The organism is Streptomyces sp. LHD-70 (assembly GCF_031157275.1).
Classification (GTDB): domain Bacteria; phylum Actinomycetota; class Actinomycetes; order Streptomycetales; family Streptomycetaceae; genus Streptomyces.
On the sequence record NZ_JAVIFW010000026.1, the window covers coordinates 48,947 to 75,053 of the forward strand.

30 protein-coding genes are annotated in these 26,107 nt (G+C 68.6%); 13 read left to right on the forward strand and 17 right to left on the reverse strand.

Annotated elements, in window-relative coordinates:
* Window positions 1–266 precede the first annotated feature (266 nt).
* The 12 genes from RCO28_RS34425 to RCO28_RS34480 form a co-directional block, all read right to left on the reverse strand.
* Window positions 267–548 carry a hypothetical protein gene (locus tag RCO28_RS34425; protein WP_308945291.1) on the reverse strand — a complete coding sequence of 94 codons (282 nt, stop codon included), beginning with the start codon at window positions 546–548 and terminating at the stop codon, window positions 267–269.
* A gap of 52 nt (window positions 549–600) precedes the next feature.
* The gene (locus tag RCO28_RS34430; RefSeq protein WP_308945292.1) at window positions 601–840 is read right to left on the reverse strand and encodes a hypothetical protein; all 240 of its coding nucleotides are present in this window, start codon (window positions 838–840) and stop codon (window positions 601–603) included.
* Window positions 841–1,058: 218 nt separating this feature from the next.
* The gene (locus RCO28_RS34435) at window positions 1,059–2,027 is read right to left on the reverse strand and encodes a hypothetical protein (protein WP_308945293.1); all 969 of its coding nucleotides are present in this window, start codon (window positions 2,025–2,027) and stop codon (window positions 1,059–1,061) included.
* Entirely contained in the window at window positions 2,024–2,494 is a 471-nt protein-coding gene (locus RCO28_RS34440) for a hypothetical protein (protein ID WP_308945294.1), read from the reverse strand. The genes RCO28_RS34435 and RCO28_RS34440 overlap by 4 nt, the downstream gene beginning before the upstream one ends.
* An 11-nt stretch (window positions 2,495–2,505) precedes the next feature.
* Window positions 2,506–3,249: a hypothetical protein gene (locus RCO28_RS34445; RefSeq protein ID WP_308945295.1), complete on the reverse strand. Its 744-nt coding sequence runs from the start codon at window positions 3,247–3,249 to the stop codon at window positions 2,506–2,508.
* Window positions 3,250–3,652: 403 nt separating this feature from the next.
* On the reverse strand, window positions 3,653–3,784 hold the full coding sequence (locus tag RCO28_RS34450; protein WP_308945296.1) for a hypothetical protein: 132 nt from the start codon (window positions 3,782–3,784) through the stop codon (window positions 3,653–3,655).
* A gap of 111 nt (window positions 3,785–3,895) precedes the next feature.
* The gene (locus RCO28_RS34455) at window positions 3,896–5,266 is read right to left on the reverse strand and encodes a DUF2637 domain-containing protein (RefSeq protein WP_374991304.1); all 1,371 of its coding nucleotides are present in this window, start codon (window positions 5,264–5,266) and stop codon (window positions 3,896–3,898) included.
* Window positions 5,267–5,433: 167 nt separating this feature from the next.
* Entirely contained in the window at window positions 5,434–5,652 is a 219-nt protein-coding gene (locus RCO28_RS34460) for a hypothetical protein (RefSeq protein WP_308945298.1), read from the reverse strand.
* Window positions 5,652–6,293, reverse strand: coding sequence for a hypothetical protein (locus RCO28_RS34465; RefSeq protein ID WP_308945299.1), 642 nt, complete (start codon window positions 6,291–6,293; stop codon window positions 5,652–5,654). Before RCO28_RS34465 ends, RCO28_RS34460 begins: the two co-directional genes overlap by 1 nt.
* A 205-nt stretch (window positions 6,294–6,498) precedes the next feature.
* A complete protein-coding gene (locus tag RCO28_RS34470; protein ID WP_308945300.1) occupies window positions 6,499–6,681 on the reverse strand; it encodes a hypothetical protein in 183 nt (60 codons plus the stop codon).
* A gap of 2 nt (window positions 6,682–6,683) precedes the next feature.
* On the reverse strand, window positions 6,684–6,815 hold the full coding sequence (locus RCO28_RS34475) for a hypothetical protein (protein ID WP_308945301.1): 132 nt from the start codon (window positions 6,813–6,815) through the stop codon (window positions 6,684–6,686).
* Window positions 6,816–6,999: 184 nt separating this feature from the next.
* Window positions 7,000–7,212 carry a hypothetical protein gene (locus tag RCO28_RS34480; RefSeq protein ID WP_308945302.1) on the reverse strand — a complete coding sequence of 71 codons (213 nt, stop codon included), beginning with the start codon at window positions 7,210–7,212 and terminating at the stop codon, window positions 7,000–7,002.
* Window positions 7,213–7,685: 473 nt separating this feature from the next.
* On the opposite strand from RCO28_RS34480, the gene RCO28_RS34485 reads away from it, so the two are divergent.
* The 11 genes from RCO28_RS34485 to RCO28_RS34535 all read left to right on the forward strand — a co-directional run bounded on the left by RCO28_RS34485 (window position 7,686) and on the right by RCO28_RS34535 (window position 17,925).
* The gene (locus RCO28_RS34485) at window positions 7,686–7,913 is read left to right on the forward strand and encodes a hypothetical protein (RefSeq protein WP_308945303.1); all 228 of its coding nucleotides are present in this window, start codon (window positions 7,686–7,688) and stop codon (window positions 7,911–7,913) included.
* 440 nt (window positions 7,914–8,353) lie between these two features.
* Window positions 8,354–8,497 (forward strand): hypothetical protein, encoded by a 144-nt coding sequence (locus RCO28_RS34490; RefSeq protein ID WP_308945304.1) that lies wholly within the window; start codon window positions 8,354–8,356, stop codon window positions 8,495–8,497.
* 538 nt (window positions 8,498–9,035) lie between these two features.
* Complete coding sequence (locus RCO28_RS34495; RefSeq protein WP_308945305.1) at window positions 9,036–10,526, forward strand: hypothetical protein; 1,491 nt, start codon at window positions 9,036–9,038, stop codon at window positions 10,524–10,526.
* Between the two features lie 202 nt (window positions 10,527–10,728).
* A complete protein-coding gene (locus RCO28_RS34500; RefSeq protein ID WP_308945306.1) occupies window positions 10,729–11,301 on the forward strand; it encodes a transcriptional regulator in 573 nt (190 codons plus the stop codon).
* A gap of 859 nt (window positions 11,302–12,160) precedes the next feature.
* On the forward strand, window positions 12,161–12,853 hold the full coding sequence (locus tag RCO28_RS34505) for a hypothetical protein (RefSeq protein ID WP_308945307.1): 693 nt from the start codon (window positions 12,161–12,163) through the stop codon (window positions 12,851–12,853).
* Between the two features lie 52 nt (window positions 12,854–12,905).
* The gene (locus RCO28_RS34510; RefSeq protein ID WP_308945308.1) at window positions 12,906–13,325 is read left to right on the forward strand and encodes a hypothetical protein; all 420 of its coding nucleotides are present in this window, start codon (window positions 12,906–12,908) and stop codon (window positions 13,323–13,325) included.
* A gap of 262 nt (window positions 13,326–13,587) precedes the next feature.
* Window positions 13,588–13,896: a hypothetical protein gene (locus RCO28_RS34515; protein ID WP_308945309.1), complete on the forward strand. Its 309-nt coding sequence runs from the start codon at window positions 13,588–13,590 to the stop codon at window positions 13,894–13,896.
* Entirely contained in the window at window positions 13,893–14,141 is a 249-nt protein-coding gene (locus tag RCO28_RS34520; protein WP_308945310.1) for a hypothetical protein, read from the forward strand. The genes RCO28_RS34515 and RCO28_RS34520 overlap by 4 nt, the downstream gene beginning before the upstream one ends.
* Before the next feature lie 444 nt (window positions 14,142–14,585).
* Window positions 14,586–16,751, forward strand: coding sequence for a hypothetical protein (locus RCO28_RS34525; RefSeq protein WP_308945311.1), 2,166 nt, complete (start codon window positions 14,586–14,588; stop codon window positions 16,749–16,751).
* Between the two features lie 101 nt (window positions 16,752–16,852).
* Window positions 16,853–17,242 (forward strand): hypothetical protein, encoded by a 390-nt coding sequence (locus RCO28_RS34530; protein ID WP_308945312.1) that lies wholly within the window; start codon window positions 16,853–16,855, stop codon window positions 17,240–17,242.
* A 14-nt stretch (window positions 17,243–17,256) separates the two neighbouring features.
* Window positions 17,257–17,925: a recombinase family protein gene (locus RCO28_RS34535; RefSeq protein ID WP_308945313.1), complete on the forward strand. Its 669-nt coding sequence runs from the start codon at window positions 17,257–17,259 to the stop codon at window positions 17,923–17,925.
* Between the two features lie 46 nt (window positions 17,926–17,971).
* Here the strand turns inward: RCO28_RS34535 and RCO28_RS34540 are convergent, their stop codons facing one another.
* The 5 genes from RCO28_RS34540 to RCO28_RS34560 form a co-directional block, all read right to left on the reverse strand.
* Window positions 17,972–20,089: a tetratricopeptide repeat protein gene (locus tag RCO28_RS34540; RefSeq protein WP_308945314.1), complete on the reverse strand. Its 2,118-nt coding sequence runs from the start codon at window positions 20,087–20,089 to the stop codon at window positions 17,972–17,974.
* A 354-nt stretch (window positions 20,090–20,443) separates the two neighbouring features.
* Window positions 20,444–20,707 (reverse strand): hypothetical protein, encoded by a 264-nt coding sequence (locus RCO28_RS34545; RefSeq protein WP_308945315.1) that lies wholly within the window; start codon window positions 20,705–20,707, stop codon window positions 20,444–20,446.
* Between the two features lie 591 nt (window positions 20,708–21,298).
* The gene (locus tag RCO28_RS34550; protein WP_308945316.1) at window positions 21,299–21,535 is read right to left on the reverse strand and encodes a hypothetical protein; all 237 of its coding nucleotides are present in this window, start codon (window positions 21,533–21,535) and stop codon (window positions 21,299–21,301) included.
* Window positions 21,536–21,761: 226 nt separating this feature from the next.
* Window positions 21,762–22,643 (reverse strand): hypothetical protein, encoded by an 882-nt coding sequence (locus RCO28_RS34555; protein ID WP_308945317.1) that lies wholly within the window; start codon window positions 22,641–22,643, stop codon window positions 21,762–21,764.
* Window positions 22,589–23,077 carry a hypothetical protein gene (locus tag RCO28_RS34560; protein WP_308945318.1) on the reverse strand — a complete coding sequence of 163 codons (489 nt, stop codon included), beginning with the start codon at window positions 23,075–23,077 and terminating at the stop codon, window positions 22,589–22,591. The genes RCO28_RS34555 and RCO28_RS34560 overlap by 55 nt, the downstream gene beginning before the upstream one ends.
* 539 nt (window positions 23,078–23,616) lie before the next feature.
* Between RCO28_RS34560 and RCO28_RS34565 the strand changes: the two genes are divergently transcribed.
* Both RCO28_RS34565 and RCO28_RS34570 read left to right on the forward strand, forming a co-directional pair.
* Window positions 23,617–24,120, forward strand: coding sequence for a DUF6166 domain-containing protein (locus tag RCO28_RS34565; RefSeq protein ID WP_308945319.1), 504 nt, complete (start codon window positions 23,617–23,619; stop codon window positions 24,118–24,120).
* A 64-nt stretch (window positions 24,121–24,184) separates the two neighbouring features.
* The gene (locus RCO28_RS34570; protein ID WP_308945320.1) at window positions 24,185–25,876 is read left to right on the forward strand and encodes a hypothetical protein; all 1,692 of its coding nucleotides are present in this window, start codon (window positions 24,185–24,187) and stop codon (window positions 25,874–25,876) included.
* The last annotated feature ends 231 nt before the right edge of the window (window positions 25,877–26,107 follow it).

Genomic DNA, 26,107 nt, shown 5'->3' on the forward strand with positions numbered 1-26,107 from the left:
GTCCGGAGGAGCAGGCCCTCGAGGTACCCGACGAGTTAGCTGACGCGGTTGCTGCCCGACGCTGCAAGGCCCGTGAGCAACTTACGAGGCTGGTCGAAAGCGAGCGTGGTGACGGCGGCGGGTCACCACGGGGGCTCAGAGTTGTCATGGGCCGGGTCGGCGGAGCTCTGGCTGCGGATCTGCAACCGCTCGTCACAGACGACCGGGGCGGCCGGCGAACGGACATGTGGGTCTCCGTACGGCGGCCCGCCTCTGTGTGTGGTGGGCTAGTTGGCGTGTCCGGCGCCGCCTCCGTATGCGCTGCGGCGGTAGTCGATGGTGATGACGTGGACAGTGTCGCCGGCGGGTTCGTAGAGGATGCGGAGCTTTCCGACGCAGGCGCGGTACTGGCCGCGTCGGTTGCCGGTGAGGCGGCGGGTACCGGTGATCTGATCTCCGGCGCGGAGTCGTTCGAGAGTAGCGCGCACGCGGACGGCCTGGCGGCGGTCGCCGCGACGGAGGCGATGAAGGAAGCGCTGGGATCCGGTGGAGAGGGCGAGCGTGGGCATGCGGTTCTCCAAGGGTTGACGGATAAGACCGCCGAACCTCACCGCGCGCCGGTCAGGGGATGTTGCGCAGGATGGCGAAGACGATCAGGACGGCGATGACGACGGCGGCGATCACAGAACCGCGGTCCGGTGGTGTCCAGGGAACTTCCTGGATGAGCTCGCCGTCCGGGTGGTGTCCTCCGTGCATCCGCTTGCGGTGCCTGTGCCCCTCGTCCTTCGCCTCTTGTCGGCTGCGGGTGGTGGCGGAGCTGGTGCCGCAGCGGGAGCAGCGATAGCGGTATCGGGTGAGCACGGCCTCTCATTTCCTGTGGCCCGTAGGGGAGTTGATCCCTGGACTCTAGGCGGCGGCCGTGCTGTCCGGTGTCGGTTTCGGTCTCCTGCTGGCCCTGCCGGGCGGGGCGAGTTGCGGGTAGATCGCGGGTAGACCGGGGTGGTAGCTGGCAGGTAGCCAGGGCGTAGAAGCCCAGGTAGAGGGCCTGGTAGACGCCTGATCTACCGCCCCGGTCGGGGTCATGCGGCGCTCTCGGGGGAGGGGACTGGGACGAGCCTGAGGCGCGGCTCGCCGTCGGCCTGCTCGGCGGCTTCTAGGAGGGGCCCGGGGCTGGCTGGACGGGGGACCTCTGTGGGTGGCGAGGTGGGGGTCTCCTGCTCGGCCTGGGAGGGCCCTTCCGGCGGTGTGGAGAAGAGGTCGGTGAGGGCTTCTCCAGGGGTCCGTCCGAAGGCCTCAGCGAACTTGTCGACGCGGATTCCCCAGGTGGGGGACTTTGCGCCGACTTTGGTCTTGGTGACGGGGAGTTGGGCTGCTTCGCACCACTCGCGGAGGTGGGTCACGGTCCAGGTGTCGAAGCCGGTGGCTTCCTCGCGGAGGCGTTCTAGGAGGGTGCCGATGTGGACGCCTTGGATCTTCTTGGTGGCGGCGTCGTCGAGGGCTTCGAGGATGAAGCGCAGGAGGGCGCGGCGTGCGGTTTCGACGGGGTCGGTGGTGTGTGTGGTGGCGCTTTCCTGGTCCTCCTCCCCTGCACCTTTTTTATGATCGTTTTGGGTGGTGGTCTTCTTCTCGGGGGGAGCTATGAGCAAGGCCGTCAGGACCCAGCCAGCTCCCACGACTCCGGCGATCACGGGGGCGGCAGCCTTCAGGTACGGGGCGGCGAGGTACCACAGCATGGAGGCGAGCAGGCTGATTCCTCCGATGCCGACGAGGAGGGCGATCAGGGCGACTCCGCAGGACTCCAGCGCGTCTTCGGTCTTGCTCTTCTTCGCGCCCTTCTGCTTTGCTCTCTCTTCCTTCTTCCCGTCGCCCTCTTGCTTCTTCTCCGGGCTGCTCGCGGCGTCCTCTTGTATCGCGGTCCATCCGAGGGCTGTGACCTTGCGGAGTCCGCGCAGTACGTAGCGGAGCATCACGACGGACCCGGCGAAGAAGTCGCGGAAGAACCGGGTGCCGCGGAACGGGATGCCGAGGTGGTGGAGTACGGCCCTCATGCGAGTTTCTCCAGCATCGCGGCGATCAGCTTGTAGACGATGCCCCAGTAGGCGCCCGCGATGCCCCAGGAGACGCCCGCACCGATCCCGAGGAACGTCGGCGGGATCCTCTTCTGCCACTCAGGGAGCCAGGTCAGGACGGTCAGGACCAGGGCCACCCCAGCCGGGGGGATGCCTCCCGTGACCTCGGGTTCCGCCAGGGTGGAGGCGGACAGGCCGTGTACGCCGGTGGCGATGACCTGCCATGTTCCGCCGGCGATGATGCACGCGATGCCGAACACGGCGGCGAGAGCGGCCAGTCGCCGGTTGTCGCTGATGACCCTCTTCACGGGGCCGGACCGTCCGCGGATGGCCATGATGACGACGGCGCCCAGGGAGAGGGCGATCGCGGACAGGCCGACCGTGCCGAAGAACTGGGCGCCGTTGGCTCCGGCTGCCGCAGGCGCGGCGAGGAGATGGGTGTTCACAGGGGTTCCTTTCAGATGAGCAGGTCGGAGCCGTGGAGAGTGAGGGTGAGGACGGAGGTCGCGAGGGGGATCCGGGCGAGCCATCGCTTGTGGAGTGGGGTGTGGCGGTAGCGCCACGCGAGGTATCCGGTTCCTCCGCACATCGCTGCACCGACGGTCAGGAGTGCGATGTCGTGCGCGGTGAGCGGGCTGTACTGGGCGATGTACGCGGAGATGGCGGGCAGGGCGTTCACGCCGCCGCGGCGGCCGAGTTCTGCGAGGCCGAAGACCAGGCCGAGCCGGATGAGTCCCCCGAGGCAGCTCGCGGGGAGGACGTCGGCGAGGGTCTTGGAGCGTGCTGCTTTCCAGCCCGCGTATCCGCACCCGAGGGCTCCGGCGGTACCGAGAAGTCCGGGAGCGGCCTGTACGGCATGCTCGGGGAACTCGCCGAGGTAGGTGCCGAGTCCGAGGCCGATGCCGAGTGCGGCCGCGCTGCCGTTGAAGAAGAAGATGCGCCAGGCCCGGGAGTTGAGCCGTTCACGCAGTGTGGGCGGCTCTTCCTCCTCCTCAAGTTGGCCCTGGTCGTCGTTCTTCTCGACGACGATCACGGTGGGCTCGTTGAACGTGTCCCGTTGCTCGGAGCCGTACAGATCCGCCCACCATTCGCCGGCGGGGTCGTTCGGGTCCGGAGTCATGTCGGGCCGGTCGTGATCCGGCTCCGGCTGGGGGTCGTCTTGAGTGCCTTTGGCTCGCCACCAGTCGAGGTTGAGGCTCATCAGCTGGTCCCCTCCCCCGAGGAGAGGGCGGCTGCCACATAGGCGTTGACCTGCTCTTCTACCGTCTTCCGGGTGCCGTCTACCGGCTGTGCGGCGGTGTGGCCAAGGCGGTAGGCGAGGCACGCCGAGGTGAGCACTGCTGCGGTCTCGCTGCCCTGACAGTGGGTCCGCAGGATGTTCTCGGGCCGCCGGGGACGGACTACCACGCCCGGCGTCGGATCGGCGTCCCCAAGGGGTGCGCTCGCGGGCGCACGGAGCCTGACCGTGGGCACTTCCCTCGCCTGAAGGGAGCGGACTTTCGATTGACTTTGGGGCATGCTGCTAGTGCTCCTTCGCTGCTCACGTGGTGGTCGGGAGTAGCGGGGCCCGGCCGGTCCCTGGAAAGTCGGGCCGGGCCCCGCAGTCATGGGCGGGGCTTGTCGATCCCGTACGGGTCGACTCCCTGCAGGTCGCGGCGCTTCTCGCGCAACAGCCGGTTGAGGTTGATCAGGCCGCCGAGCCCGAGCAGAGCGGCGGTCGCGAAGAAGTACGTCATGGGTGCCTCCCTCATCGGTTGGTTGCTGGCTGGGTGACCGGACGCCTGGGGGTACGGACGTCCGCCGTGCCTCCAGGTGCGGTTCCTGCTCCTGGACGACGGCGGACGCCGTCAGACGCCTACGGAGTGGAGGGATGATCGGCGCTCGTCTGCGAGTCGCTGCGCATGCCGCTGGAGCGCGTTGCGCACGGTCCCCTCGGAGCAGCCGAGTTGCGTAGCGAGCTCGCGGTTCGACGGCTCGTCACCGCCGTCTTCGGGGTTGCGCAGTGCGTAGACCTGCGCATCCCAAGCGGCTTGTTCTTCGGGCGTCTTACGCGCTGCGCGCTGCGCAGTTTCGCGGGCTGCGCTACGCGCTCCACGGGACTGCGGAGGGCGCGACTGCTTACGCGAGGCCGAGGGCATACGCGGGCTGTCCTGCTCCATTGATGACGTGTCGGCGGCGGCTTCCGGTACGTCATTGGCGTCGTCCTGCACACTCTGCTGCGTAGTGTCCTGGCCGCCTGGCTGCTCGCGCTGTGCGTATTGCGCAGAGTGTGGGTCGCCCTGCTGCGCGTCGTCCTGCGCACCCTCGTGCGTACCCTGCTGCGCAGTGTGGATCTGCGTAGCCAGGTGCGTAGTTGCGCGCTCGTCGGAGGTGCGCAGTTCGGGCCGCGGAAGGTTCGCGGGGCGGGATGCGGTGTGCTGCGCAGGGTGTTCTGCGGCTGTGGTGAGGGCTGCCGGGGGCGGCGTGGACGCTATGTCGATCGCAGTGGCGGCGTGCTGGTCGAGGTCGATCTGTTGGGCGTTCGCTGGTGCTTCGGCGGTCTCGGCGAGGGCACCGTTGACGGGCGTCCACGCGGCGGTGTCGATGCCTGCGGCGGCGAGGCCGGCGGGGGCGGTCTCGGCGAGTCGTACGCCGTACTTGGCGAGCCGCAGCGGCATCAGGGCCTCGGTCGGGGCTTTGCGCCTCCACCAGCGACCGTAGCGACTGCGGAGGAGAGCGCGGTACATCAAGCGCTGCTGCTCGAGGCTGATGACTTGCTCGTAGGAGCGCAGTTCCCACAGCTTCATGCGCCGCCACAGGAGGAATGTCGGCCCTGGGGAGAGCAGCCACCGTGTGAAGCGGACTCCTTCCATGTGTTTGTCGGCGGTGATGTCGGCCATCCGGCCGATGGCGTGCCGCGCGGCCTCTACGGCGACGACGAACAGGAGGGGGATCACTGCGTGCATGCCGACCCCCAAGGGGTCCGGCCAGGCTGACGCTCCGTTGAACGCGATCGTGGCCGCGGTGAGTAGCCATGCGGTCTGCCGAAGGAGCGGGAACGGGATCCGAATCCACGTCAGGAGGAGGTCCAGGGCGAGGAGTACGACGATCCCGGCGTCGATCCCGACCGGCAGAACGTGGGAGAAGTTCCCGAAGTCCTTCTTCTCGGCGAGTTTCTGCACGGCTGTGTAGGAACCGGCGAAACCGATACCGGCGATGACGATTCCGCCGGCGCAGATGGTGCCGACGAGCCAGCGGAGCGGGCGGGTGAGTTTGGGGAGCTGCGAGGCGTTGGTGGGTGCCTCCGGTGGGCTGTGCAAGGGCGGGCTCCTGGTTCCGGTCGGGGACTGTGCGGGCAGGCGCGAGGGGATGCGCCGCCCCGGCTGAGTGCCGGGGCGGCGAGGGGCTAGCTGTCGGTACGACCCCAGTTCTTGCGCGTGTACTTGGCGGCGTCGGCGGCCTTGTACGGGTCAGGGGTGACCCGGCGGCGCCGTTCCTTGGTGGGAGCCTGGGGCTCGGGCCGACGGGGGCCGTCCTCCTCCGTGCTGCGGTGCCAGCCGGGACCGTCACCGCGCGGGAGGCCGTCACCCTCACTGCTCTTCTTGCTGCGTCCGAAGATCGCCATCAGCGGGCACCTCCGCAGTTGTGGCCGGTGATGGCGGTGCCGGTGGCGTAGCCCTCGCGGAGGGTGCCCCAGCCTCCGCGGCCGCTGGTGGTCTGCCGGATCTGGACGAGACCGCCGGGGCCGCAGGCGATGAACTCGGCGCGGTCGTTGTCGCTGAGGCCCGACCCCGTGCGGGTGCCGTTGGCATCGCGGAGGGAGAGGCCCTGGCCGCCGGTGACGGGGCGCATGCCGCCCTCGCCCGTGCTCGGCGCCGGGACAGCGGGCTGCGCCTGCGACTCCGGCTTTGCCTCGGGCTTGACCGGGAGCGAGGCGGGGCGGACCTTCTGGCTTCCGTCCGAGTAGTCCGTGACCTTGACTCGCTGGCCCTGCCGGACCTCGTAGCTCTCGCCGGTGATCGTGCGGGGCTCGGCGTTGGCGGGACGGACCATCACGTCGCCGTTCGCCCAGGTCGCCTTGTAGACGGGGACGAGCTGACCGTTCTCGTCGGCGCGGAGCTCCTGCTCGCAGGTCTCCCAGCCGTCCGGAATGAGGCTGCCGCAAGTCTGCTCGGCGGCGGCCGCCTCGGTGGTGGTGGTGGTGAGGGTGGCGAGGGCCGCGGTGGCGGTGATTGCCGTGATCGCGGCGGATACGCGCTTGTTCACGAGCGCTTCCTTCGTATTTGGGGTTGCCCGCTGGGTGGCGGGTCGGCCGGGTGGCCTGGTCCGCGTACGGCCCGAACTCGGGCTGCACCGCCCGTGGTTCGGGCCGTACGCGGTGGAGGTCACCCGGCCGTGTACCGGGCGCGGGCAGCGGTGAGCGCCTTCTCGTACGCCTCGATGCCGGGGAGGGCGAGTTGCTCGCCCCTCATCAGTTGGTCCAGCCCTTGCGGCGGGCCTTCTTGGGGGCCTCGTTGCCCCCGACCGGTGCGTGCCGGTTGGCGACGACCTTCGCGTTCAGCGCGGCCTGGCCGGCCTTCTGCTCGGCGGTGAACCCGCGCGGCCGGGAGGCCGAGCTGCTGTCCGAGCTGCTCTTGCGGCTGAAGAGGCCCATGGTCAGCGGCCTCCCTGCTGCTCGCGCTGGCGCCGGGCGTCCTCGAAGCCGCGCCCGGCCTCCTTGATGCGCTCGATGCGGCGCAATACGTCCTCGGTGATCGAGGGCGGGGTGATCGCGATACGGTGCTGCATGCGTTCCTCCAGGTGCTAGCTGGTGGTCGCGCTGCCCCCGTCGGTGTGTCCGCACCGGCGGGGGCTTTGCGTTGGCCGGTCTGGCCGGGCCGTCCTCGTCCCGGGGTGCCTGGTGCGCTTCCGCTGTGGTGCGGGTGCGGTGTCTATGCCGGGCGCGGGTTCGAGGGCGACTCGGACGGGCAGGTCAGAAGCAGCTACTGCAGGTGCAGTGGGCCCTGATCGGTCGGCCGGGGGCGTTGCCGCCGCCGCAGTGGTGCCACATGGGCCAGTGGTCGACGGGGCCGGCGGTCTCGCAGCAGATGCCGGGCCGCGGGTTGTCGCGGCGGATCTGCTCGTACTCGTCGTAGTCGGTCGGCATGACGGTGGGGACGGCTGGAGCCGGTTCACTGCCGCGCATGCGATCCCTCCTCAAATGGGCTTTCTCGTGCATCTGGCGGGGTTGATGCGATTTCGCTCCGATGTGCCGCCACGCAATCAATAAGTGATGTGTGCAAAGTTCTGACGCTTGTCTTCGCGCGGGGGAGCTGGCTGTCGCAGTTGCCTGGCACCGGCGGCCAGCGGATTCCGCTCGCGCTACCAGCCGTCGATTCCTCTCGGGCTGTCGCGGTCATCGCGGTGCTCATGGCTCTGCCGGTGCTGTCCGATGTGCAGTTCTCAAGGCGCGAACGCTTCCTTCGTCGACCCCGTGATGGCAGACGCTTCCGGGCGCTTTGTGCAGGTCAGAGCAGGGCTAAGAGGCCCGTTTCTGGCGGGTGTTGGGCGCTTGGCCCGACGTCGAAGACGCTAACCCAATGACGTACATCATGTCTAGACGCTCTAGATGTACATCTAGACTGTTCGGCAAGAGGGTGCACATGTACGCTTCAGCGCATGACTGAGGACGAGCTGACCGACGAGGCGATGACCGCGAGCGCCCTGCGCGGCTCGCTGAGTGACCGGCTGAATGCGGCCCGGTTCGCCGGCGCTTACACAAGGGTTGACACCAGGGGCGGAACACCTCGGGCGATGCTCGTACCGTGGGCCGAGTACCTGCGCCTGTGCGCCGCCGCCGAGGAGGCGCCCCGCTTGCCGGAGAGTTCGAAGGCCGCTGACGCCTGACCCCTGCTCGCCCGTTCGTCCTCTCGGGTCCCGCCGAACCGCCGGCGGGGCCCTTGCTGCATATGGCCGCCGCTCCAGGCTCAACCAATGCGCGTATGCCGTCCTAACGTTGAGAACCGACGGCGAGAGAGGTGCTGCAGGACTTCGGCGGCCGCGCTCCACTGACCCGGTCGCGACAGCCGGGCGTCAACTGCTCCGGCGAGACACGGAGGTTGACTCTTCGTCATCTCCTGGACTGCAGCGGTCACTTCTATATATCGTCTCAGCTATCGTTTTGCTGGACTGATGACCAGAGGGAAGGGGGCAGCAGCATGGCCAACTTGATGGAGTCGGTAGAGCAGGTGCTTGCTGGTTCCGAGGATCTGCCAGTGCCATCCGTACGGTCAGCCCTCCGCAGGGCAGCAGGGCTGACGCAGCAGCAAACCGGTGACACTCTCGGTGTGGGCTGGTTGGCGGTGCTCCGCTGGGAGAACGGCAAGTCCGAGCCTCGCGGCGCAAGGCGCAAGGCGTACCTGAACCTCCTGCGCGGCTGGTCCGAGCGCTACCCCGAAGCCCTCACCAGCTCCGAGCAGGAGGAGGACTGATGAGCCCCTCCAATCCGCGCGCTCCATAAAGCGAAAAGCCGCCCCCTGTTGGCGCAGGGAGCGGCTTCCCACCTTGCAAATCCGACTCGCAGGCCTGAATTCCACCGAGTCGCGTGCAGCGAGGTGACCTCGTCTGCCGGGTGAAACCCGTGGACCCTAGGCTGCCCTAGGGTGCCCCGTGGTCACCTACCCCCAGAATAAGGGTGATGCGCTGAAACTCCAGAGCGCAGCCCTAGGTAGGCCGGTTTTGTCGGCTTTCCGACTGGTCGCTTCGCGCCGTTCGCGACTCCCCGAACAGGGGAGACCACATGTACAACCTCCGTTGCCGCACGATCGCGGCCGCGAGTACGCCCAGCCCTTCCGGCGCGGGCAGGATTTTCTCGGCTTCTGATGTCACGATCTGGCCTTTGCTCGCCCTTAGGGCTGGTATGCGGAACCCGGATCTTCTGACTTCCTCTCCCTGCCCCGCCGCGGACGCCTTCGGCGTTCCCACCTGCGGGAGCATCACGACTGCAGAGACCGCCAAGGCGGCGGCCCGATGAGCGAGAACGCGGCCGCGCTGCCGCCGATGGGGGAGACGTGGGCTCGGGCGATCGAGTCCGAGCCTTCGGTCACGATCACCGAGGAGACGTTTTTCGGGCACGGCTGGCAGCCGCTGACGATCGCTGTCTTGCAGGCCCTGTGGTTCATGCCGCCGGGGATGGAGTTCGACGTGCCCGAACTTGTCGGCTGGTTCAAGAAGTTGGGGTGGAAGTCCGCGAACGGCAAGCCCCTGGGCGAGGATGCGGTACGTCGGGAGCTGGCCCTGATCAAGAAGGCCGGCTACGTGAAGGCCTACCGCGTCCGCCTCGAGAGCGGCCACCTCGGTGGCTCCCGGTACGAGATCTCCAAGCGTCCGAGGCAGCCACAGGAGCAGATCGAGTACATCTCCGCGGACTCGGCAAAACCGCAGGTCACACCTAATGCCTTCATTGGAGGCACTAGGCAGTCACCTGATGCCTCGAATGAGGAAAACCGCAGGTCAGGCCTAATGCCTCCAATCACCAGGTCAGGTGAATCACCTAGGCAGGTGGATGGGGCAAAACCACAGGTCACACCTGATGCCTCCAATCACGGTTTCCCCCCCACTCCCCCCCTAGGGGAGGAGGAGGATTCCTCCTCCCCAAACCCCTCACCCGCAACAGCAGGCGCATCCGATCGACGAGTTGATGACGCGGCCGTCTCTGCAGCTGCTGAGTTCCTTCTGGAACTGCCGGGGGAGTGGGCGTGTGGTTTGAAGTCGGCCGGTCGGCTTGCTCCGCGGCTTGCTGAGGCCTGCCGCCTTCAGGGGTGGGACCTCGGCCCCGACTTGGTGACTCACCTGACCAAGCGGTCCCGGAAGCAACCGATGACAGCGCTGCGGGAGCGGGTCGCAGATCTGCCCCGTTTCAAGGCGGCCCGTGCGAGGGTGCCGGGGCAGCCGCGGCAGCTGCCGTTGTCCGAGCCGGAGGCCGTCGACATCCCCGTCCTTTCGGATGGTGTTGAGGTCGACCCTGTGGTGGTGAAGAAGGCTCGTGCACTGCTGCTGACGCTGACTGGCTCCTGGGCGCTGGGGCCGGAAACCGCGGACCGCCTGGCGCCTGCTCTGGCTGCGAAGGCCCTCGAGCGGGGATGGGACTTCGACGAGGCGCTGCGCACTCAGTTGATGACGAATCCCGGTGGGGTTCACAACTACGAGTTGATCCTGGAGACGCACCGCATCGGTCGCCTGCCCTACCGGCAGAAGCCCGTACGCCAGGCGGCGCCGGGGGACACGTCGCCGCGGCAAGCCGCGATCGATGCGTGCTCGCGGTGTGACGAGTACGGCCAGTACGAGATCGACGGCCGGGTCGCTGTCTGCCGTCACGAGGACACATCTCGCGCTACCTCTGATGCCGCCCCTGCCAAGGTCGACGCCCGCCCCGATCCGTCGCTGCGTGGTCAGGCCGGGGCCTCGACGTTGTCTGGGCCCGAGTTGATGGCTCGAGTCCGCGCGGAGCTTTCTGCTTGACCGTCAAGAACTCCTCCCCGCACGGCCGGCGCCCAAGTGGGGCCCGGCCCCGGGGAGGCGTCTAAGCATCGCTTAGGGGGCAGGAAGGCCCTCTGGCTGCCCGTAGATCAACGATCACCCACACCTCCGACCACATCCACCCCGGATGCGTCGATCGCCCCTCAAAGGGCCACACACGGATTCATGAACGAGAGGAGATCCCGTGCCTGAGCACACTCAAGACTTCGGCAAGTTCGGCGCCCGCGGCATACGCGGCAGTCACGCCGTTGCCCGACAGCTCGACCAACTCGCCGGCGGCATCGCCACCCCGATCACGGCGCAGCGTGGCCTGCAGGCCCGGCTGGCATACCTGACCTGTACCGAGCACGCCCGCTCCGCCGCGAGGGAGGCTGGCCTCACGGTCACCGACCGCACTCTGAAAGCCTGGCAGGACGGCAAGCGCCGTCCGTCGAAGAAGAACCTGGCCAGAATCGAGGCCGCCTACACCGTGGTGAGGCGTCGCAACGTTGCTCGCTACCTGTTGGGTTGGCTCAACCGATCCGGCCGCGGCACCCGCGTGGAGATACACCCCATCAACCAGTCCCAGGTACCCAGGCCGTTTCAACGAGTAGCCGAGTACCGGTCGTTGAACATCCACCGCTGGGACCGCGTGGTGCAGGCCTGGGAGGAAGAGGACGGCCAGGCCCTCGACGAAGCGTGGACCGACCACCTCGTCGACCTCGGCTCGCAGTGGGGCCAGTACGAGTACGTCACCAACGTGGGCTTCGCCGCCTGAGTGACGCGTGGTGCCTGGCTTCGCGTCGTACGACTACTTGGAGCTCGCTATCACCGATGGCTGTCCTCGCCCCGGAGCCCGACGTCGCCACGAACCTGTGTCCTGAGCTCGACTGCGGTGCCCTCTTGTACGCCCAGGGCCGGAGCCACCTACGGCCCTGGGGGCCTCCGGAGGCTCCGTCGGGGACGGCAACACCGCTGGCGACTGCAGCAACTTGGTGGGTCGGAAATTCGAAGCGTGGTTGAGCCTGGGAAGGGGCTGATGGAGACACACGTGGCGGGTAGGACGTCGAGTGCCGGTACGTCGTGGCTGACTTTCGAGGGCTGAGGAAGTACGGGCGAGGGAGATCGGATGCCGTCAACATGGTGTGGTGCTGGGGCCCCTTCGAAGGAGCAGGGGGGAACAGGTCGAGTGGCGACGGTTGGTAGAGGATCCTCTTAACTACAAGAGGCGCCGCGCCTGATTTGCTCTCTGACCTGCGGAAACGCGGAAACCGTTGTGTCGTGGCCGACACATTTGGCGTGCTTTGGTGTGCCGGAGAGCCGACAACTCGACCTGAAACTCAAGGGACAGTTGACTTTCCTGGTGTAGGCGTTTCCGCAGGTCAGGTGAGAGCGGGGGGAGGTAACTCGGCACCCGTGCAGAGGTCGGACTGTGCCCTCGAGGACACCGAAAGACAAACAGGGCTTGAGAAATGGCGCACCCATGCCGAGGAAGTCAAGTAGGAGTTTAGTTTTGAGGGTCGTGGCCGCTGTTGCAGTCGTGCAGCGCTCAGGCGTGTGCGACGGCGCGTCAAAACACAAGTAGCAGTTGTCTTTTGGGGTAGTGTCGGCTCCGCCTGAGTAGAAAGGGAGCCACTGTGACCTCTGATCCGCCGGAGGTGGAGTACCACCGTCCGCGCGTCATCCCCGCCCAATCGTCCGACCTCGGACTCGACGACATCCTGACCGTGCTCGGCCAGCAGCTCGGCGAGACGGTCGAGGACCAGAACAAGGGCAGGCGCCGCAAGCTCAAAGGCGTCTCCTTCGAGTACGACCACGACCCGCGCACCGTGCACGACATGGCCGGCGACGCCGGCTACAGCATCACCAGCAACTGGTTCGTGCAGTTCCTGGCCCAACTGGCCGTCGCCAAGCGCGTCACGAAGAGCGAAATGTGCGTCTTCCTGTACATCGCCGGCGGCCAGATGCGCGGCACCGGAATCACGCACTACACCCAGCAGGAGATCACCGACGGCCTCAACCGCGAGGCCCGCCGCACCAAGGGCGCCACCCAGATCAGCCGCTCCACCGTCACGCGTGCCGTGAAGTCCCTGTGCGAGTACGGCTGGCTCGAGCGCTACGCCAACGGCCAGATCCGCATGAACGTGAAGCTCTGGTTCAACGGCAACAGCACCGCCCAGCAGGACGCCATCGCCGGCATCGAACAGGACCACGGGAACACCCCACAGTCCTTCGGCCAGTTCGTCGGGCCGGTCCTCAGGCAGGAGCAGCTGCCCATGGACTTCGACCAGGACGGCGGCGCCGAGCACAGGCAGGAGCGCGCCGGGTGATACAGCAGCGATACTGGACCGCACCGCACACCGCCCGGAAAGGGGAACGCTGATGGCACAGGTCCTGTCCCCGATCGTCGCCGAACGCATCTGGGCACTGCCCTTGTCCGGCAGTGCCGTCAAGTTCCTTCAGTACCTCATCTCCCGCAGCGACTTCGGCGGCCACCTGCCCGTACGCCAGGTCGACATGGCGCGCGAGTACCACGGAAAGACTCCCCAGGCCATCAGCGCCCTGATGTCACAGCTGTGCGACCTTGCCCTCGTCATCCGCCCCGAAGGCGGCGAACGTGGAGGTAACAGCTACCGCCTGCACCCGCTCGCGGCCAAGTACGAGAGCCACGAGGACATGGAGAAGGCCTTCCGCCAGGCCCTCGCGGACATTAAGGCCGGCATCCTGCCCAACCTGAACCTGCCCCGCTACACCGTGGCGCCACCCTCCGAAGGAGTCGGCCCCACCCTGCAGGTCGCCTGAACCCAAAAATGTGGGGCCCCGCCGAAAACGGCGGGGCCCCACATGCCTGAGTAGATACCCGGACTATACCCAGCACTGCCTCCGCAAGCACCACCACGCCATTCGGCCACCCGCGGCCAACCCGGACTGCGCCAGCCCGCCCCCTCATTCCCCGTACCGGCACAGGCACCTTCGTCGAGCACTGCCCTGCGCCCGTATGGGAACGCTACGGTTGGCAGTATCAAGGCCACTTGATACTGCTTCGCCGCGAAGGGAGCACACGGTGAGCGGCCACGACTGGACGATCGACACCATCATCCACGCCCTGCCCTCCCCCGAGATGAGGCAGAAGGCGCTCCGCGAGGTGCACCTCGCCCCGCTTCACGAACTCGACCAGATCATCGCCAAGTGGCAGCGCCTCGCAGAGCGCTGGGTAACCGTGGACGCCCCGCGCATCGCGGAAGCGCGAGCCCAACTCGAAAGCGCCGGCACTCTGCCCGCCGAGCACCAAGAAACCCTCGAGTCGGCCGAGCAGTTCGACGCGTGGCGCGACAACATGCGCGCCCTGCGCCGACAGAGCGGCGCCGCGTGAACTGGCGCATCTCCCGTACCGAGCACACCATGCAGGCCATCCTCGACCTGCCCGTCGACGCCCAACTTGCGCTCCTTGATCTCTTCGACGCACTCGAGGCTGACCCGTACGCCGTGACCGAGCCCCACGGCATCGACGACAAGCTCACCCGCGAGGCCGCCTTCGGTGAGTACGGGCTGCTCGTGATGTTCGTGAACCCGCTGACGATGCGGATCACGCCGCTGTCGTTCATGTGGGCCGGCTGAACCGGAGAAGTCCGCTCCGTCGAGAGCGCGGACACCCCACTGCTCCCTCTGGGCAGGCCACTCCGTCTGCCGGGTACCGAATCCCGTACGCCGGACCGGAGTTACAGACCGTCTCCCACTGTGAGGGACGTGGCGTAGATCCCCCTCCACATGTCCGTCCCCGCGTGGATCATGAGAGATACGACGGGGGCTCACGCCGACTCTGTCAGGCACGCAGGCGGGGCCAGCAGGTGGCGCACAAGAGGGCAGGGAGTGCAGAAGGCGCGGGCGAGAAGACGCTGAGGCCCACCTACGCACGCGAGATCATGACCAACCGGGCAGCAGTCGACGCTGTCGACAAGGTCTGCGGTGAGCACTGCATGTCCCGGGTCCACCGATGGGCAAGCATCAACGGGGGCCGGAGCGTACGCAAGGCGCACTTCCGGCTGGGGCAGCGCGTCCGGCATGAGCCGGGAGCTGCCCTGGCCCAGTGAACTGCGCTGGTTTCACGATGAGTTGGCAGTGACGGGGATGGGGGAGTGCGTGCGGGACAGGCGACGGATTCAGACGGCGGTGCTGGGCAGCGCGGACTCGGATGAGCCGCTGATGCTGCCGATGGAGGCGATCGCCCTGGACGCCTTCCGCCATGCCCACGAGAGCAACACCTTCTGGTGCGGGACGTTGCTCGGCGGCTGTGGCGGCCAGCTGACCACGAAGCTCTACACGGACAGAGCCTGCCACTTCGCGCATCACCCGGACCCGGACGGGCTGCCGCACGTGTGCGGGCGCCGCGCCCGCGGCGTGAACAGCGCCGACCACCTCTACGTGAAGTCGGCGGCCGCGGCCTGGCTCGCCCACCACGGAGAGCAGGCCAGCATCGAGTACAGCCGCCCCGGCGGGGCGCCGCTCGGCTCCGTCGTCGACATCCGCTGGCCACGAGGAGCTCTGCGGGTGCACCTGGACCAGGCGGTGGCGCCAGTGTGGGATGACGATGCGGAGCCGGTCCTCGGGACGATGGTGCCGGTCGACCGGGAGACGCTGATCCGCCGCTGGTACGTACACAGGATCCGCCTGGGCAGCGTGGGAACCGCTCGCCACGTGCAAGTCGGAACCGAGGCGTTCGCCAGGCCGACCGAGTGGTTCGCCCTGGACGAGTGCGAGATGACCGAGCGCGGGCTGTCAACGCCCGCGGTGGAACAAGTCGTCGAAGGCCACAACGCGCCGCGCCCGACGCTGTGGGCGCCCGGCAAGACGAAGAAGGTACCGGCGCCGGAGGCGCGCGCCCAGGCGCTGCTGCGCCGGCTGGTGTATGCGCGTCGGATCGAGTCCGCTTCCTTGGCGAAGCAGGTGTGCCTGGAGATCGAAGACCTGACGGGTGTGGAAGGGGAGCTCCGCGAGCAGCTCGAGGCCGCGGTTCGCCACGCGAAGGTCTGGCTGGTCGAACAGGACGACGCACGCCGCGGGTTGTTCGCGAAGCTGAAGAAGGCAGTGGCGGATCAGAAGCCTGGGCAGGTACGCAGGCTTCTGATCCGCATCAACGCGACCGCCGCGGAGGATCGCACGGACGCCGAGGCCGTCGTCTACGAGCGGGCGGTCAGGTACTTCGCGAGCTTGGACGACCAAACGCGGGAAGCAGTCGAAGCGGAAGCTGCCACTGAGAAGGAGCAGAAGACGGCAGCCTCTCGCACTCGCAGCGCCCTGTACGCCCTGCGGGGGTACGACGCGTACACCTCCGATCTGCGCCCCCAGGTGGAGGGGCTTCTGCGGTTCGCGGCCTTGGCCGGAGATCGGCTGACGCGTGGCGAAACGCGTCGTGTGGAGGTCTGGAAGAGCCGTGCGGCCAACGGGCCTCAGGCTCCGCTATCCCGGCAGGTGGCGCGCCGGAACTGGATCAAGCGGAGCTGTCCGCGCTGTCTCGTGGACCAGGGCGAGAACTGTGTTCTCGTCGACGGGCCTGACAAGGGAAAGGCGCGCCAGGACCCCCACAATGAGCGGCTGCGGCCGATCGTGGATGAACGGAAAGCCGCGCAGAAGCTGGCCCAGCAACAGCAGAAGGCCCGGAAGCCAGTCGCGGGGCATGCCGAGCCGATGCCGTTGGTCAGCAAGGAGCGAGAGGCCGGCCTGGAACGTCGTGTCCAGGAGGCGCAGAAGGCCAACGGGGAGGAGACGCAGAAGGAGCGGAAGAAGCCGACCAGCCGGCTGCACCATCAGGTGCCACGCGGCGACTGGTACAGCGAGGTGTGCCCGCGCTGCGATGCGGGCCCGACGAAACTGTGCGCCAACGACGATCGGCTTGGCCCCGGCGAGAAACGGCAACTGCCGCACAACGAACGCCTGCTGAGCGTCCTGCAGAGGATCGACCGCGGCGGCCCCGAGAAGCCGGCAGCCCTCAGCGACGAACCCCCGCGCCAGGCCCCGCAGCCAGCCCCGGCCGAAATTCGGCCCCCTCGTCGGCGCCGGGCGGAACGGGAAGCGCGAGGGACCGCGGGCTCGGCAGTGCGCACCTGGAGCGCCGAGGAGGTCACATGTCCCCGGTGTCGCGCCGGGCCCAACACCCAGTGCACGCCGAACGGAATGCACACCGAACGGGCCGAATGGGCAAGGGAGTTCACCCGCAGACTCTGGGGGTGAGCCTTCAAGGTTCCGTCCCGCCGACGCCCTTCACCTCGCTAGCCTGCCAGTGTTGGACACAACGGTCAGGACGGTATGTCAGGGCCGGAAGGGAGCAGACCGTGACCCCCGAGCCCGTACCTGATCTGCGTCTCCTCGAGGAAAGCGTGCTGCGAGCCCCTGCGCTCGTCCTCGAGTTCTCCGACGACCTGCGCTCCGAGAACGTCACGTCGCTCGGGACGTTCCTCGCGGCCCGACTCGCGGAAGTCGTCGACGGTCTTCCTGAAGGTGGGCACGGCGGTGGGCCGCGGAGCGGCTGGCCGCAGCCGTTGACGCCTCCTGCCGCGACCTCGACGACGCCCTGGTCGCCTGGATGGACGCGCTCCTGCACGGGAAGAAGGACGAGTCGTTTTCTGAAGATCGCTGCGGGGAACCGCCCGGAGCCCGCAGGGCCTTCAAAAACCCCTTCAAAAACCTGGGCCATTCAACAACCCGAGACCACCGTTTTCTGACATGATCCGGGGCTATGACCGCCCCCGAACCGGCCGACGGGCCGGACCTCCTCGTCGCCGAACCGCTCGTCCGCACCGAAATCAAGATCGGATACGCCCGGGTCTCGACCGGCGGACAGAAGCTCGAACGACAGCTCGACGCACTCACCGCCGCAGGATGCCGGAAGATCTTCGCGGACAAGAAGTCCGGCAAGAACGCGCTCCGCCCGGAGCTGAAGGCCTGCCACGCCTTCCTCGACGCCGGCGACACCCTCGTGGTCCCCTCACTTGACCGCTACGGCCGCAGCCTCCAGGACCTCATCAACATGGTCGCCGAACTCCGTGACCGCGGAATCGGCTTCACCTCGCTGCACGAGAACCTCGACACCACCACCCCCGGCGGCCGACTCGTCTTCCACGTCTTCGCCGCCCTCGCGGAGTTCATCCGCGAACTCATCATCATCGGTACCAACGAGGGTCTGGCCGCCGCCCGCTCCCGCGGCCGGATCGGCGGACGCCCCACCGTCGCCACCGAGGAAGTCATCAAAGCCGCCCGCGACCTGCTGCCCGACCCCGGCCGCTCGATCACATCGATCGCCAAACTCCTCGGCGTCTCCCCGGGCACCCTCTACAACCACATCCCTGACCTGCGGGAACTGCGCGCCGGAGCCATGCCCCGGCAGCTTGAAGCCCCCGCGAAGTAGCCCAGCCTCAGCAAGATCAATCTCAGCGGCACTTTCTGTACCGCAACTACTCACGCCCGGAGATGTCACGCCACACCGCCAACGTTTCGCGTGCGCCGATCGTATCGGGGTGGTCGCGGCCCAGTACACGCTCACGGGCGGCAAGTACCCGCTCTTCGAGCGCGATCGCCTCATCCATGCGCCCCGCCGCGCTGTAAGAGTGGGCGAGGTTGTTGCGGGCGGTGAGGGTGGCAAGGTCGTTTTCTCCCAGTACACGCTCGCGGGTGGCAAGTACCCGCTCTTCGAGCGCGATCGCCTCCTCAGTGCGCCCCGCCTCCCGGTAGGAGCTGGCGAGGTTGTTGCGGGCGTCGAGAGTCTGGACGTGGTCCTCCCCTCGCAACTCTTCGCGGGTGGCAAGTACCAGCTCTTCGAGCGCGATCGCCTCGTCCGTGCGCCCCGCCTCCAGGTAGGACAGGGCGAGGGTGTTGAGGTTGGCGAGGATGTCGTCGATGTGGGGGGTGTCGCGGTGCTCGTCCTCTAGCAACCGTGCGTGCACGGCATGTACTTCCTCTGCGAGCGCGATCGCCTCGTCCGTGCGCCCCGCCTCCCGGTAGGAGTTGGCGAGGTTGTTGCGGGCGACGAGGGTGTCGCGGTGCTCCTCCCCCAGCAACCGCTCCCCCTCGCGTGCCAGGTGGGCCCAGTACTCGACAGCAAGCCGGTACAAGCCGTCCTCGGTCAGGCTGCGACCGGCAACGAACAGGAGGAGGTGCGCGTTGGGACTCAAGAGAGCGGTGCTTGAGTGAGCGGTCAGCTGCGTGGTGTTGGCGCGGAGAGTGGCGATGAGGTCGCGGCGGTCTAGGAGGGTCTCCCTCCACCAGACGTTCACGAGGGTATCGGCGGCAGCTCGGGCGGCAGCCGGGGTGTGGGACGCGGTTTGTTCGCGGATGGCGCGTGCGGTCAGGGCGTGAATGCGGATAGCTGCCGGGCCGTCTCCGTTGTCTTCGTGAGTGATCAGGCTGTAGCGGTGCAAAAGCCGCAGGGCCGAGCGTGCCTGTTCGGCCGTGACAGGCCCGAGCGTCCCGTCGCCCCCGTCAGGCTCGACATCGTGCTGCCGGTGTTCGGTGAGGTGGACCAGGGTGGGTTCTGCGGTGCAGACCTGTTCGGGGATGCCGGCCGGGTCCAGGAGTGCGAGGAGACCGAGCAGCGGGTGGGTGATGCCGTCCCCGTCGTGGTCCCGGATCGCGGTCAGGGTGAGCAGCAGGGTGGCGGCCACCTCACGGCCGTGCCCTTCGGCGGGAACCGCGCGCTCCAGGGTGGTGGTCCGTAGACGGCGGAGGTACTCGGTGGCGGTGATGTTCTCGTTCACCAGGTACGCGGCGGCATGGCCGAGCGCGAGCGGCAGATGCCCGAGCTCCTCGCACAAGGCGTCGGTCTTCTCGTCCAGGAGGCGGGCGTGGCCGGCGTCGGCGAGGCGGCGGCGGAGGTAGGCGGCGGATTCCTCGGGGGTGTAGACATCGATATCGACAGTGTTGCCCTGGGCGGTAATGCGGGCGTCGCGCAGGCGGGTGGTGGCCAGCACCCACCCGTGTCCGGTGTCGCTGGTGGGCCACCACCACGGGTCGGTCTCGGTGAGGTTGTCAACGTTGTCCAGGACGACCAGCCAGCGCCGTTCACTGTGGTGCAGCCAGTTGACGAACGCCCTCGCGTCGGCCTCTGGTTCCTCCCCCACTGCTCCCGGGACGGCCAGAGTTCGGGCGGCCTGGGCGTAGGTGGCGACGATCTCCTGGAGGCCGGCGGCGTCGGTCCACACCACCAGCTCCACCCGGTGTCGACGGTGTCTGCTTCGTGTCTGGGCGTCGCGGGCATAGGCGGCAGCCAGCTGGGACTTGCCCACCCCACCCCCGCCGGTAAGGAGTTGAGTGAGGACCACCGACCCGCCGGATGCGGCGATACGGGCGGCATCGATGCGCTCGCGCAGGGCCCGGCGCGGCTCGAAAGCCACGGCCGTCGGCGGGATCGGCCCGATGACCACCGGCCCCTCCTCCGCTGCGGCAGGCGGCCGGGATGCGGACTGCCGTGCGGTGACTCCGGCGAGCGCAAGCGCGGCCACCCCTGAAGTCCCCCCGATCACGCTCGCCAGTTGATCGGCCGTCTCCAGCCCGACCAGCACTACACCGCTGGCCACGCTCACGCATGCCAGCACGGCGGCACCCGCCCTCAGAACCGTCCTGATCCTCACCCTGTGACCGCCCGCCCTCGTACCGCCCCGATACCGCCACCAACTCCCCCGTGCCGATCGGGGATTCGTGATCGCCGGAGGCAGCAGTATCCCGGACGCCGGCAGGCCACTGAAGGCCTCCCGACCGGCCGGCCGCCTGCGCTGAGATGGATCTTGTCCCGGTGGCCAGCGGCCTATCGCCGGTTTCCACGGGTGCCGGTAAGAACGCTGTCACCAGCCGCAAACGGCGGTGATCTTGCGGGCCCAGCGAGATTTTACCGCTCGCGCAGCTCGTACGGGTTGATCTCCTCGTACCGGTCGTCAGACTCCTCCAGACCGAAGCTCGCCTCCCAGCGTTCCGCGCCAGTTCGACGGGCCGCCGACGCGGAATCGGTCGTCCGCCCACCGCGGTTCTCCCACACAGAAGGCGTGAACCTGGAACTGGTCGTCACCAGACCGGCGGACGAACTCCTCGTCGTAGATGAGGAAGTGGCCCATGTCGTCGCGGTCCTCGCGGACCTCCTCCGGCAGCGTGACCACACGGGTCACCTTGTCGTCGTCGACATCGACATCGACCTCGACCATCACCGGCACCACGTACCGGACCCACCGTTTCGCCACCGCTCCACCCCTTCTGTCAGGTCTTCCAGCGGCAAGCTACTGGGGAAAGACCGACCCGGGAGAGCAGAACCCAAAGCTCCCAGCTACTTGTCACTTCGCCGCAGCTTCGGGAGGACTGGGCCGACTAGGCGGGCGACGTCGTCGGCCACCCCGGGGCCCTGATCAGTCTCAGCTACTTTGCACCGTGGGCCAGGGATAGGACACCGGGGCCTCCCCACAGATACTCGACGCCCTCGAGCCGGTGATCACCGATGGTGAGGTTGCAACGTCCGCTGTACGTCATGGCACATGCTCTCTTGCACTGCTCCGGCAGCCTCAGCGTACTGATCTCATGACCAGTTTCGGTCGGCCTCACGCAGAGGTGGCCACAAACCGGCCAACGCGCGCCCCGGCGACGGTCGCCACCTCGGGTGGCACGTGGCCGCGGGCGTTCCTCGGGGGAAGCCGAGCCGAAGAGATGGCCTGGTGCCCGCCGTGAGGGGCAGTCGTATGGGAGCCGGATATTCCGCGGAAAATCGCAGTGCCCGACGCACGCGCGGGCGGTGCAGGCGGTTCTTAGGCGGCTGCGGCCGGCGGAGCCTGTGGGTGTCGGACGGCCTTCTTCACGGCCATCTCGAGTTCGTAGCGGTCGGTTCCTGCGGCGTGCTCGCTGATCGAGTGCTGGACGGCGACGGCGGCCTCGTACCAGCGCTGCCACTGGGCTGCGTGCTCGTCGCCGTCCAGGCCGGTGAGTGCTTCACGCGCGGCTTCGGCGGCGCGTTCGAGTTCGATCAGTTCGTCGGGGATCTCCACATCCAGGGATGATATGCCGCAGGTGCGACAGGCGTTCGACGCCGCGCACACGACCGCGCGATCTTGGAGTTCACACGGTTCGGACCTCGACGATTCGTGACGTGCCGGGGCATCAGCGCTCGGGCGCCGACCTCGGACGCCCGTCCCGTAGAAGGTGATCACGCTGCGCATCGCTTGTTCGGGCAGAAGGCTCAGGGCCGATGTCCGGTACGGGCAGGGGAGCGCGTCAAAGGAGTGCCGACAGTGGCAGGGCGCGTTCGGTGAGCTGCCCTTGTAGCTGGCCCTGGTCGGTGACGGTCTCGGTGAGCCAGTCCGCAGTGACCAGCAGGTCGGCGTGCTCGGCGACGTGTTCGGGCGAGACTCCGCAGAACGCGGCGACCCGGTCCAGGGGCAGTCCTCCGTCCTGGAGGGAGCCGAGGCAGCCGTCGGGGCGGGAGTGGGCCGCGGTGCACAGCGCCAGGAGCCGGGTGGCGGCGCCCGCCTTCTTCTTGCGGAGCTTGCGGTCCCCTGCGACTTTCTGGGCCCAACCGGAGATCCTCGAGCGGTTGTTCTTGCCGAACTTGAATGGCCGGGGCTGCTCAGGCAGCAACGTGGGGACCGTGATCGGGGTGGGGTCCTCGGGCCGGGAGGCCATCACGTCCGCGACGGTGCCGGGCAGGCGCAGCCAGTCTTCTGCGACCAGCTGCTCGAGAACGCGTGCGGCATCGTCCTGGACCCAGCCGGTCAGGTCCTGGCCGGTGAGGTTCCCGGTGCCGGCGCGGGCGGTACGCAGGACGAGCATGAGCACCGCCAGGCGCACTTCCGGCTCGGGGCACGGCGTGTTCGTGGCGACGTACTCCAGCACCGCGCGGGCGTGCGCGGCCTGGCCTCGCGTCAGCAGCCGTTCCACCACCAGCCCGTCCTCGGCCGCCGGCCTGTCCTGCGTCTCCGGCCGGTCCTCGCCTGCCGTGTTGCCGCCGGAGGCGCGGGCGGTGCGGTTGATGTGCATCTCCCGGGTGGTCTGCGCTGCCGTCTCGGCGCGCTTGGCCTCCCGCCGCAGCGAGCTGTCGCCGCTCACCTGCGCCCACAGCGCGAACGCGCGCGCCTTGCGCTCGTGGAGCGTGGCCAACAGTAGAAGTCGGGCTCAGGGCGCTGCTGATAGGCGCGGAACGCGTCCCCGAGCTCGATGAGCTCCAGGCGCAGGACATCGGGCTCGAGGTCCTGCGGCACGATCCGCTGCGCGATCCGCGGCTGCGGGCCCTTCCGCTTCGCTGGCCGGGCCCCGGCGGCCGCGGGCGCCGCGGCACGCGCACGCGGAAGCGACGCCCCGGAAGTGGGGGAGCGGGTCTGGTCGGAGAACAGCGCCACCGCCCCCTCGTGCCCAACTCCCGTGTCGATCGCGGTCGGTGCCGTCGCGCGCTGCTCCCCGGCCGGGGCGGTGTGCTGTGCGGGCTGGGCGGTGTCCAGGACCCGGCAGCCGGGGGTGGCGGCCGCGCACCGCGCGCAGACTTCCGCGATCCGCCACAGGCGCCCGGCCCGGTCCGCGTACGCGGCCAGCACCACCGGGCCCCCGCACGGACCCGCCCCCGGCACACCGCTACGAGGTCCGGCTGCGGGATCGGGGGTGTGCCAGGCACAGGCAGCGGCGCGGCAGGCACACCACGCTGCTGGGCGCGGCCCGCCGCTCGCACGGATGTGAGCGAGGTGTCCATTGACGTGAGCGACCGCGGCCTTGCGTCCCGCGGCGGCCCCGCCCGGGAAGCGCTCCTCGGCGCAGGCCGGGCGCGAGCAGGACAGCTTCACCGCACCTGCCGAAGGACGGCCGTACGGGTCCAGACGCACCGTCCACACGCGGCCCGCGACCCGCTCGTCTCGCCGTGTGCCGGCTTCCACCGCCATGGGCGCACCCTCTCCGTAGCCTGATCTTCCGCGGCGGCCCCCATCATCACGGATCCCAGCGCCGAAGCGCGGCAGCACGCAGCGACGTCGCTGCTTTTCCTCGTGAACGGCGCCAACAGCTCTGTGACAGGGCTGAGTTCGCCTGCCACAGGGGCGCCGGATGTGATCATCTGGGAGGCAAGGCTGGATCTGGAGGGGGAGACATGACGGAGCAGGACCGCACCTACCACGGGGTGCACACCGATGATGTTGGCGAAGCCAAGCGCCGCGTTCTGGTCGAGACGACGGAGTCCGGGCCCACCGAGCGGCAGCTGCGAGGCCGCGTGCTGTACGAGCTCACGGCGAAGGACGCCGAGGCGCTCGGCGGATTCCACTGGGGGTATGGCGGGTCGGGGCCGGGGCGGGCGGCCGACGCGATCCTCGCCGATGCCCTGGACCTGGGTGATCCCTGGGCATCGGGCTTCAACGGCTGGCCGGTCGACCCCGTACTGCAGGCCCTGAGCCTGGATTTCGTCGCCGATGTGCTGAGCCAGTGCTGTGCGGAGTGGCGCATCAGCCGCGCCACCGTCCTGCGCTGGTGCCGCGGCTGGTATGCGCAGCAGGGCATCGAGGACCTGCCCGAAGCCCTGGCTGATCTTCCTGAGCTGGCCAGCAGCCGTCTGGAGCAGCAGAGGCTGCGGCGCCCCGGAACGAGCGGGCCAGCCTAGCCACAGAGGCTTCCCGCATTTCAGAGGCCACGGCAAGATCATTGAGGAGAACACCGGGGGCGGCATGGCGAAGCCAGCGAAGAAGGGGAAGGTGCGGATCCCCTACGTCAGGGACGACCGCGGACTGAGGTTCGACCGGGACGCGATCGACGTGAAGCCGCACCCACCGTACGTGGAGCCGCTCACCTGCTGGGAGTGCGGCGTTGCCGTGTATGCCCGCCACGGCAACGCCGACGACCCGGACTCCACGTCGTCGCACTACGCCAAGAAACCGGGCCAGGACCACGGCCCGCGCTGCCTGTACGACTTGGAGCGCCGCGGCAAGGAACTCGTGGACTCCCACACCGTGGTCCGAAAAGGCGGGCAGTGGCGGCTGATCTGCCCGCCCGTCGGCCGCCCCGGCACGCGAGGCGGCGGCCCGTCCCGGCCAGGTGCCCCGGCAGGGGGCAGCGCGACCGGGTCGGGCAAGGGGAAGACGAGCGAGAAGGCAGGCAAGGCGATCGCGTCGGCTCGGCGGATCGTGCGACTCCTGGAGGCCTTTGGCCAGGATCCTGACGCCGTGGCCCAGTTCGCCGCCACCGTTCCCGGCGGACGCAGAAACATCGCATGGCCGGAGTTCTGCCGCGGCCGCGACGACGTCCACCTGCTCGCCCAGGCCCTCATCGACGGCACCGCCGCGCCGATCCCGCACGCGGTGTGGGGGCCGGTGTCGACCGCGGGCGCCGTCGACGGCAAGTCCGGCAACCGCAGTTACGTGGTCAAGTACGTCGCCCAGCACCCGGTCCTCGTCGCCGGCCGCCGCCTGCCGCTGCAGGTGACCGTCCGCAGCAACGACGCGGACTGGATCGGCGCCACCACCCGCTCGGGGAAGTTCCTCGGGTACGGCTACTGGTCGCTCTTCCCCAAGCCTGAGAACGTCCAGGGCCGGATCGAGCTCCAGCTGTGGATCAACGAGCCGTGGCAGGTGGCCCGTTGGGGCACCAACGGCACCACCCAGACCTTCCCCGCCCCACCCCCACGGCCCGCGCGCCCCACGCCAACACGAACGCAGCCCGAACCCACGCCTCGCGACGCCCGTGACCTTCCGCCCGCAGAACCCACACCGACGGCGAAACCGGAACCGGAAGAGGCCGGCTCCTTCACACAGCCGACGCCGCCGGAGCCCACACCCGAAAAGAATCCGCACAGCACATCCCTCACTCCGGATGAAGCACACGATCCGGAGCCGGCCCCTGCGGACGCGGAGGAAGACGCGGCGACCGATGCGGCAGCACAGGCTGGGGCTCCCGCACCGTCCACCCCCGAGCAGCGCCTCGCCGAGCTCCGCCGACGCTGGGCCGCCGAACCGCCCGCCGAACTTGACGATCCCGACGAGGACGATGACGTCCTCGAACCCCCGCAGCGCGAAGAGCCTCCCGCAGCCACACGATCCGCCGAGCGGAACCTCGCGCCGATGGCCCGCGCCCGGAGGGAGGTGCCGGCCGTGGACGTCAGCGCCCCAGACCACGCGGCACCGGAGACCTCACAAGTTCCGCCGCTCCGTGCGCCGTTGCCGGCAGGACACGGCGGTGAAGAGGCACAGGATCAGCCGGTGCCTCTCCCACCCGCTGTGCCGCCGCCACCGTCCGCACCGCCGACGGTCGGCGTCCCACCGCAGGGAAATGCCGCCAGCCCGGAGGCCAAGCGTCCCCGAGCTCCACGAGCATCCGGCCCCCGCCAGCTGCTGTCCCGCTTGCTGCGCCGCAGCAAGGGCTGAACGGCTCGGCCAGTCGAGCACACCGAGGTCGGTTCCGGTACGGCAGTGCGAGCACGGTTCGACCCCCTCGGCCAGGGCGCGGACGGCCTGGCCGAGGTGATGGCGCTCTCTGAACTTCCCCACCATCCGCTCTGTGTTGGGGACAAACATGCTCAGTTGATCTCCCCACCCTTCGTGTGACCTTGTCCGGTGTGTCGGCTTCGGGTGACTGAGTTGCGGAGAGCCTGCGTG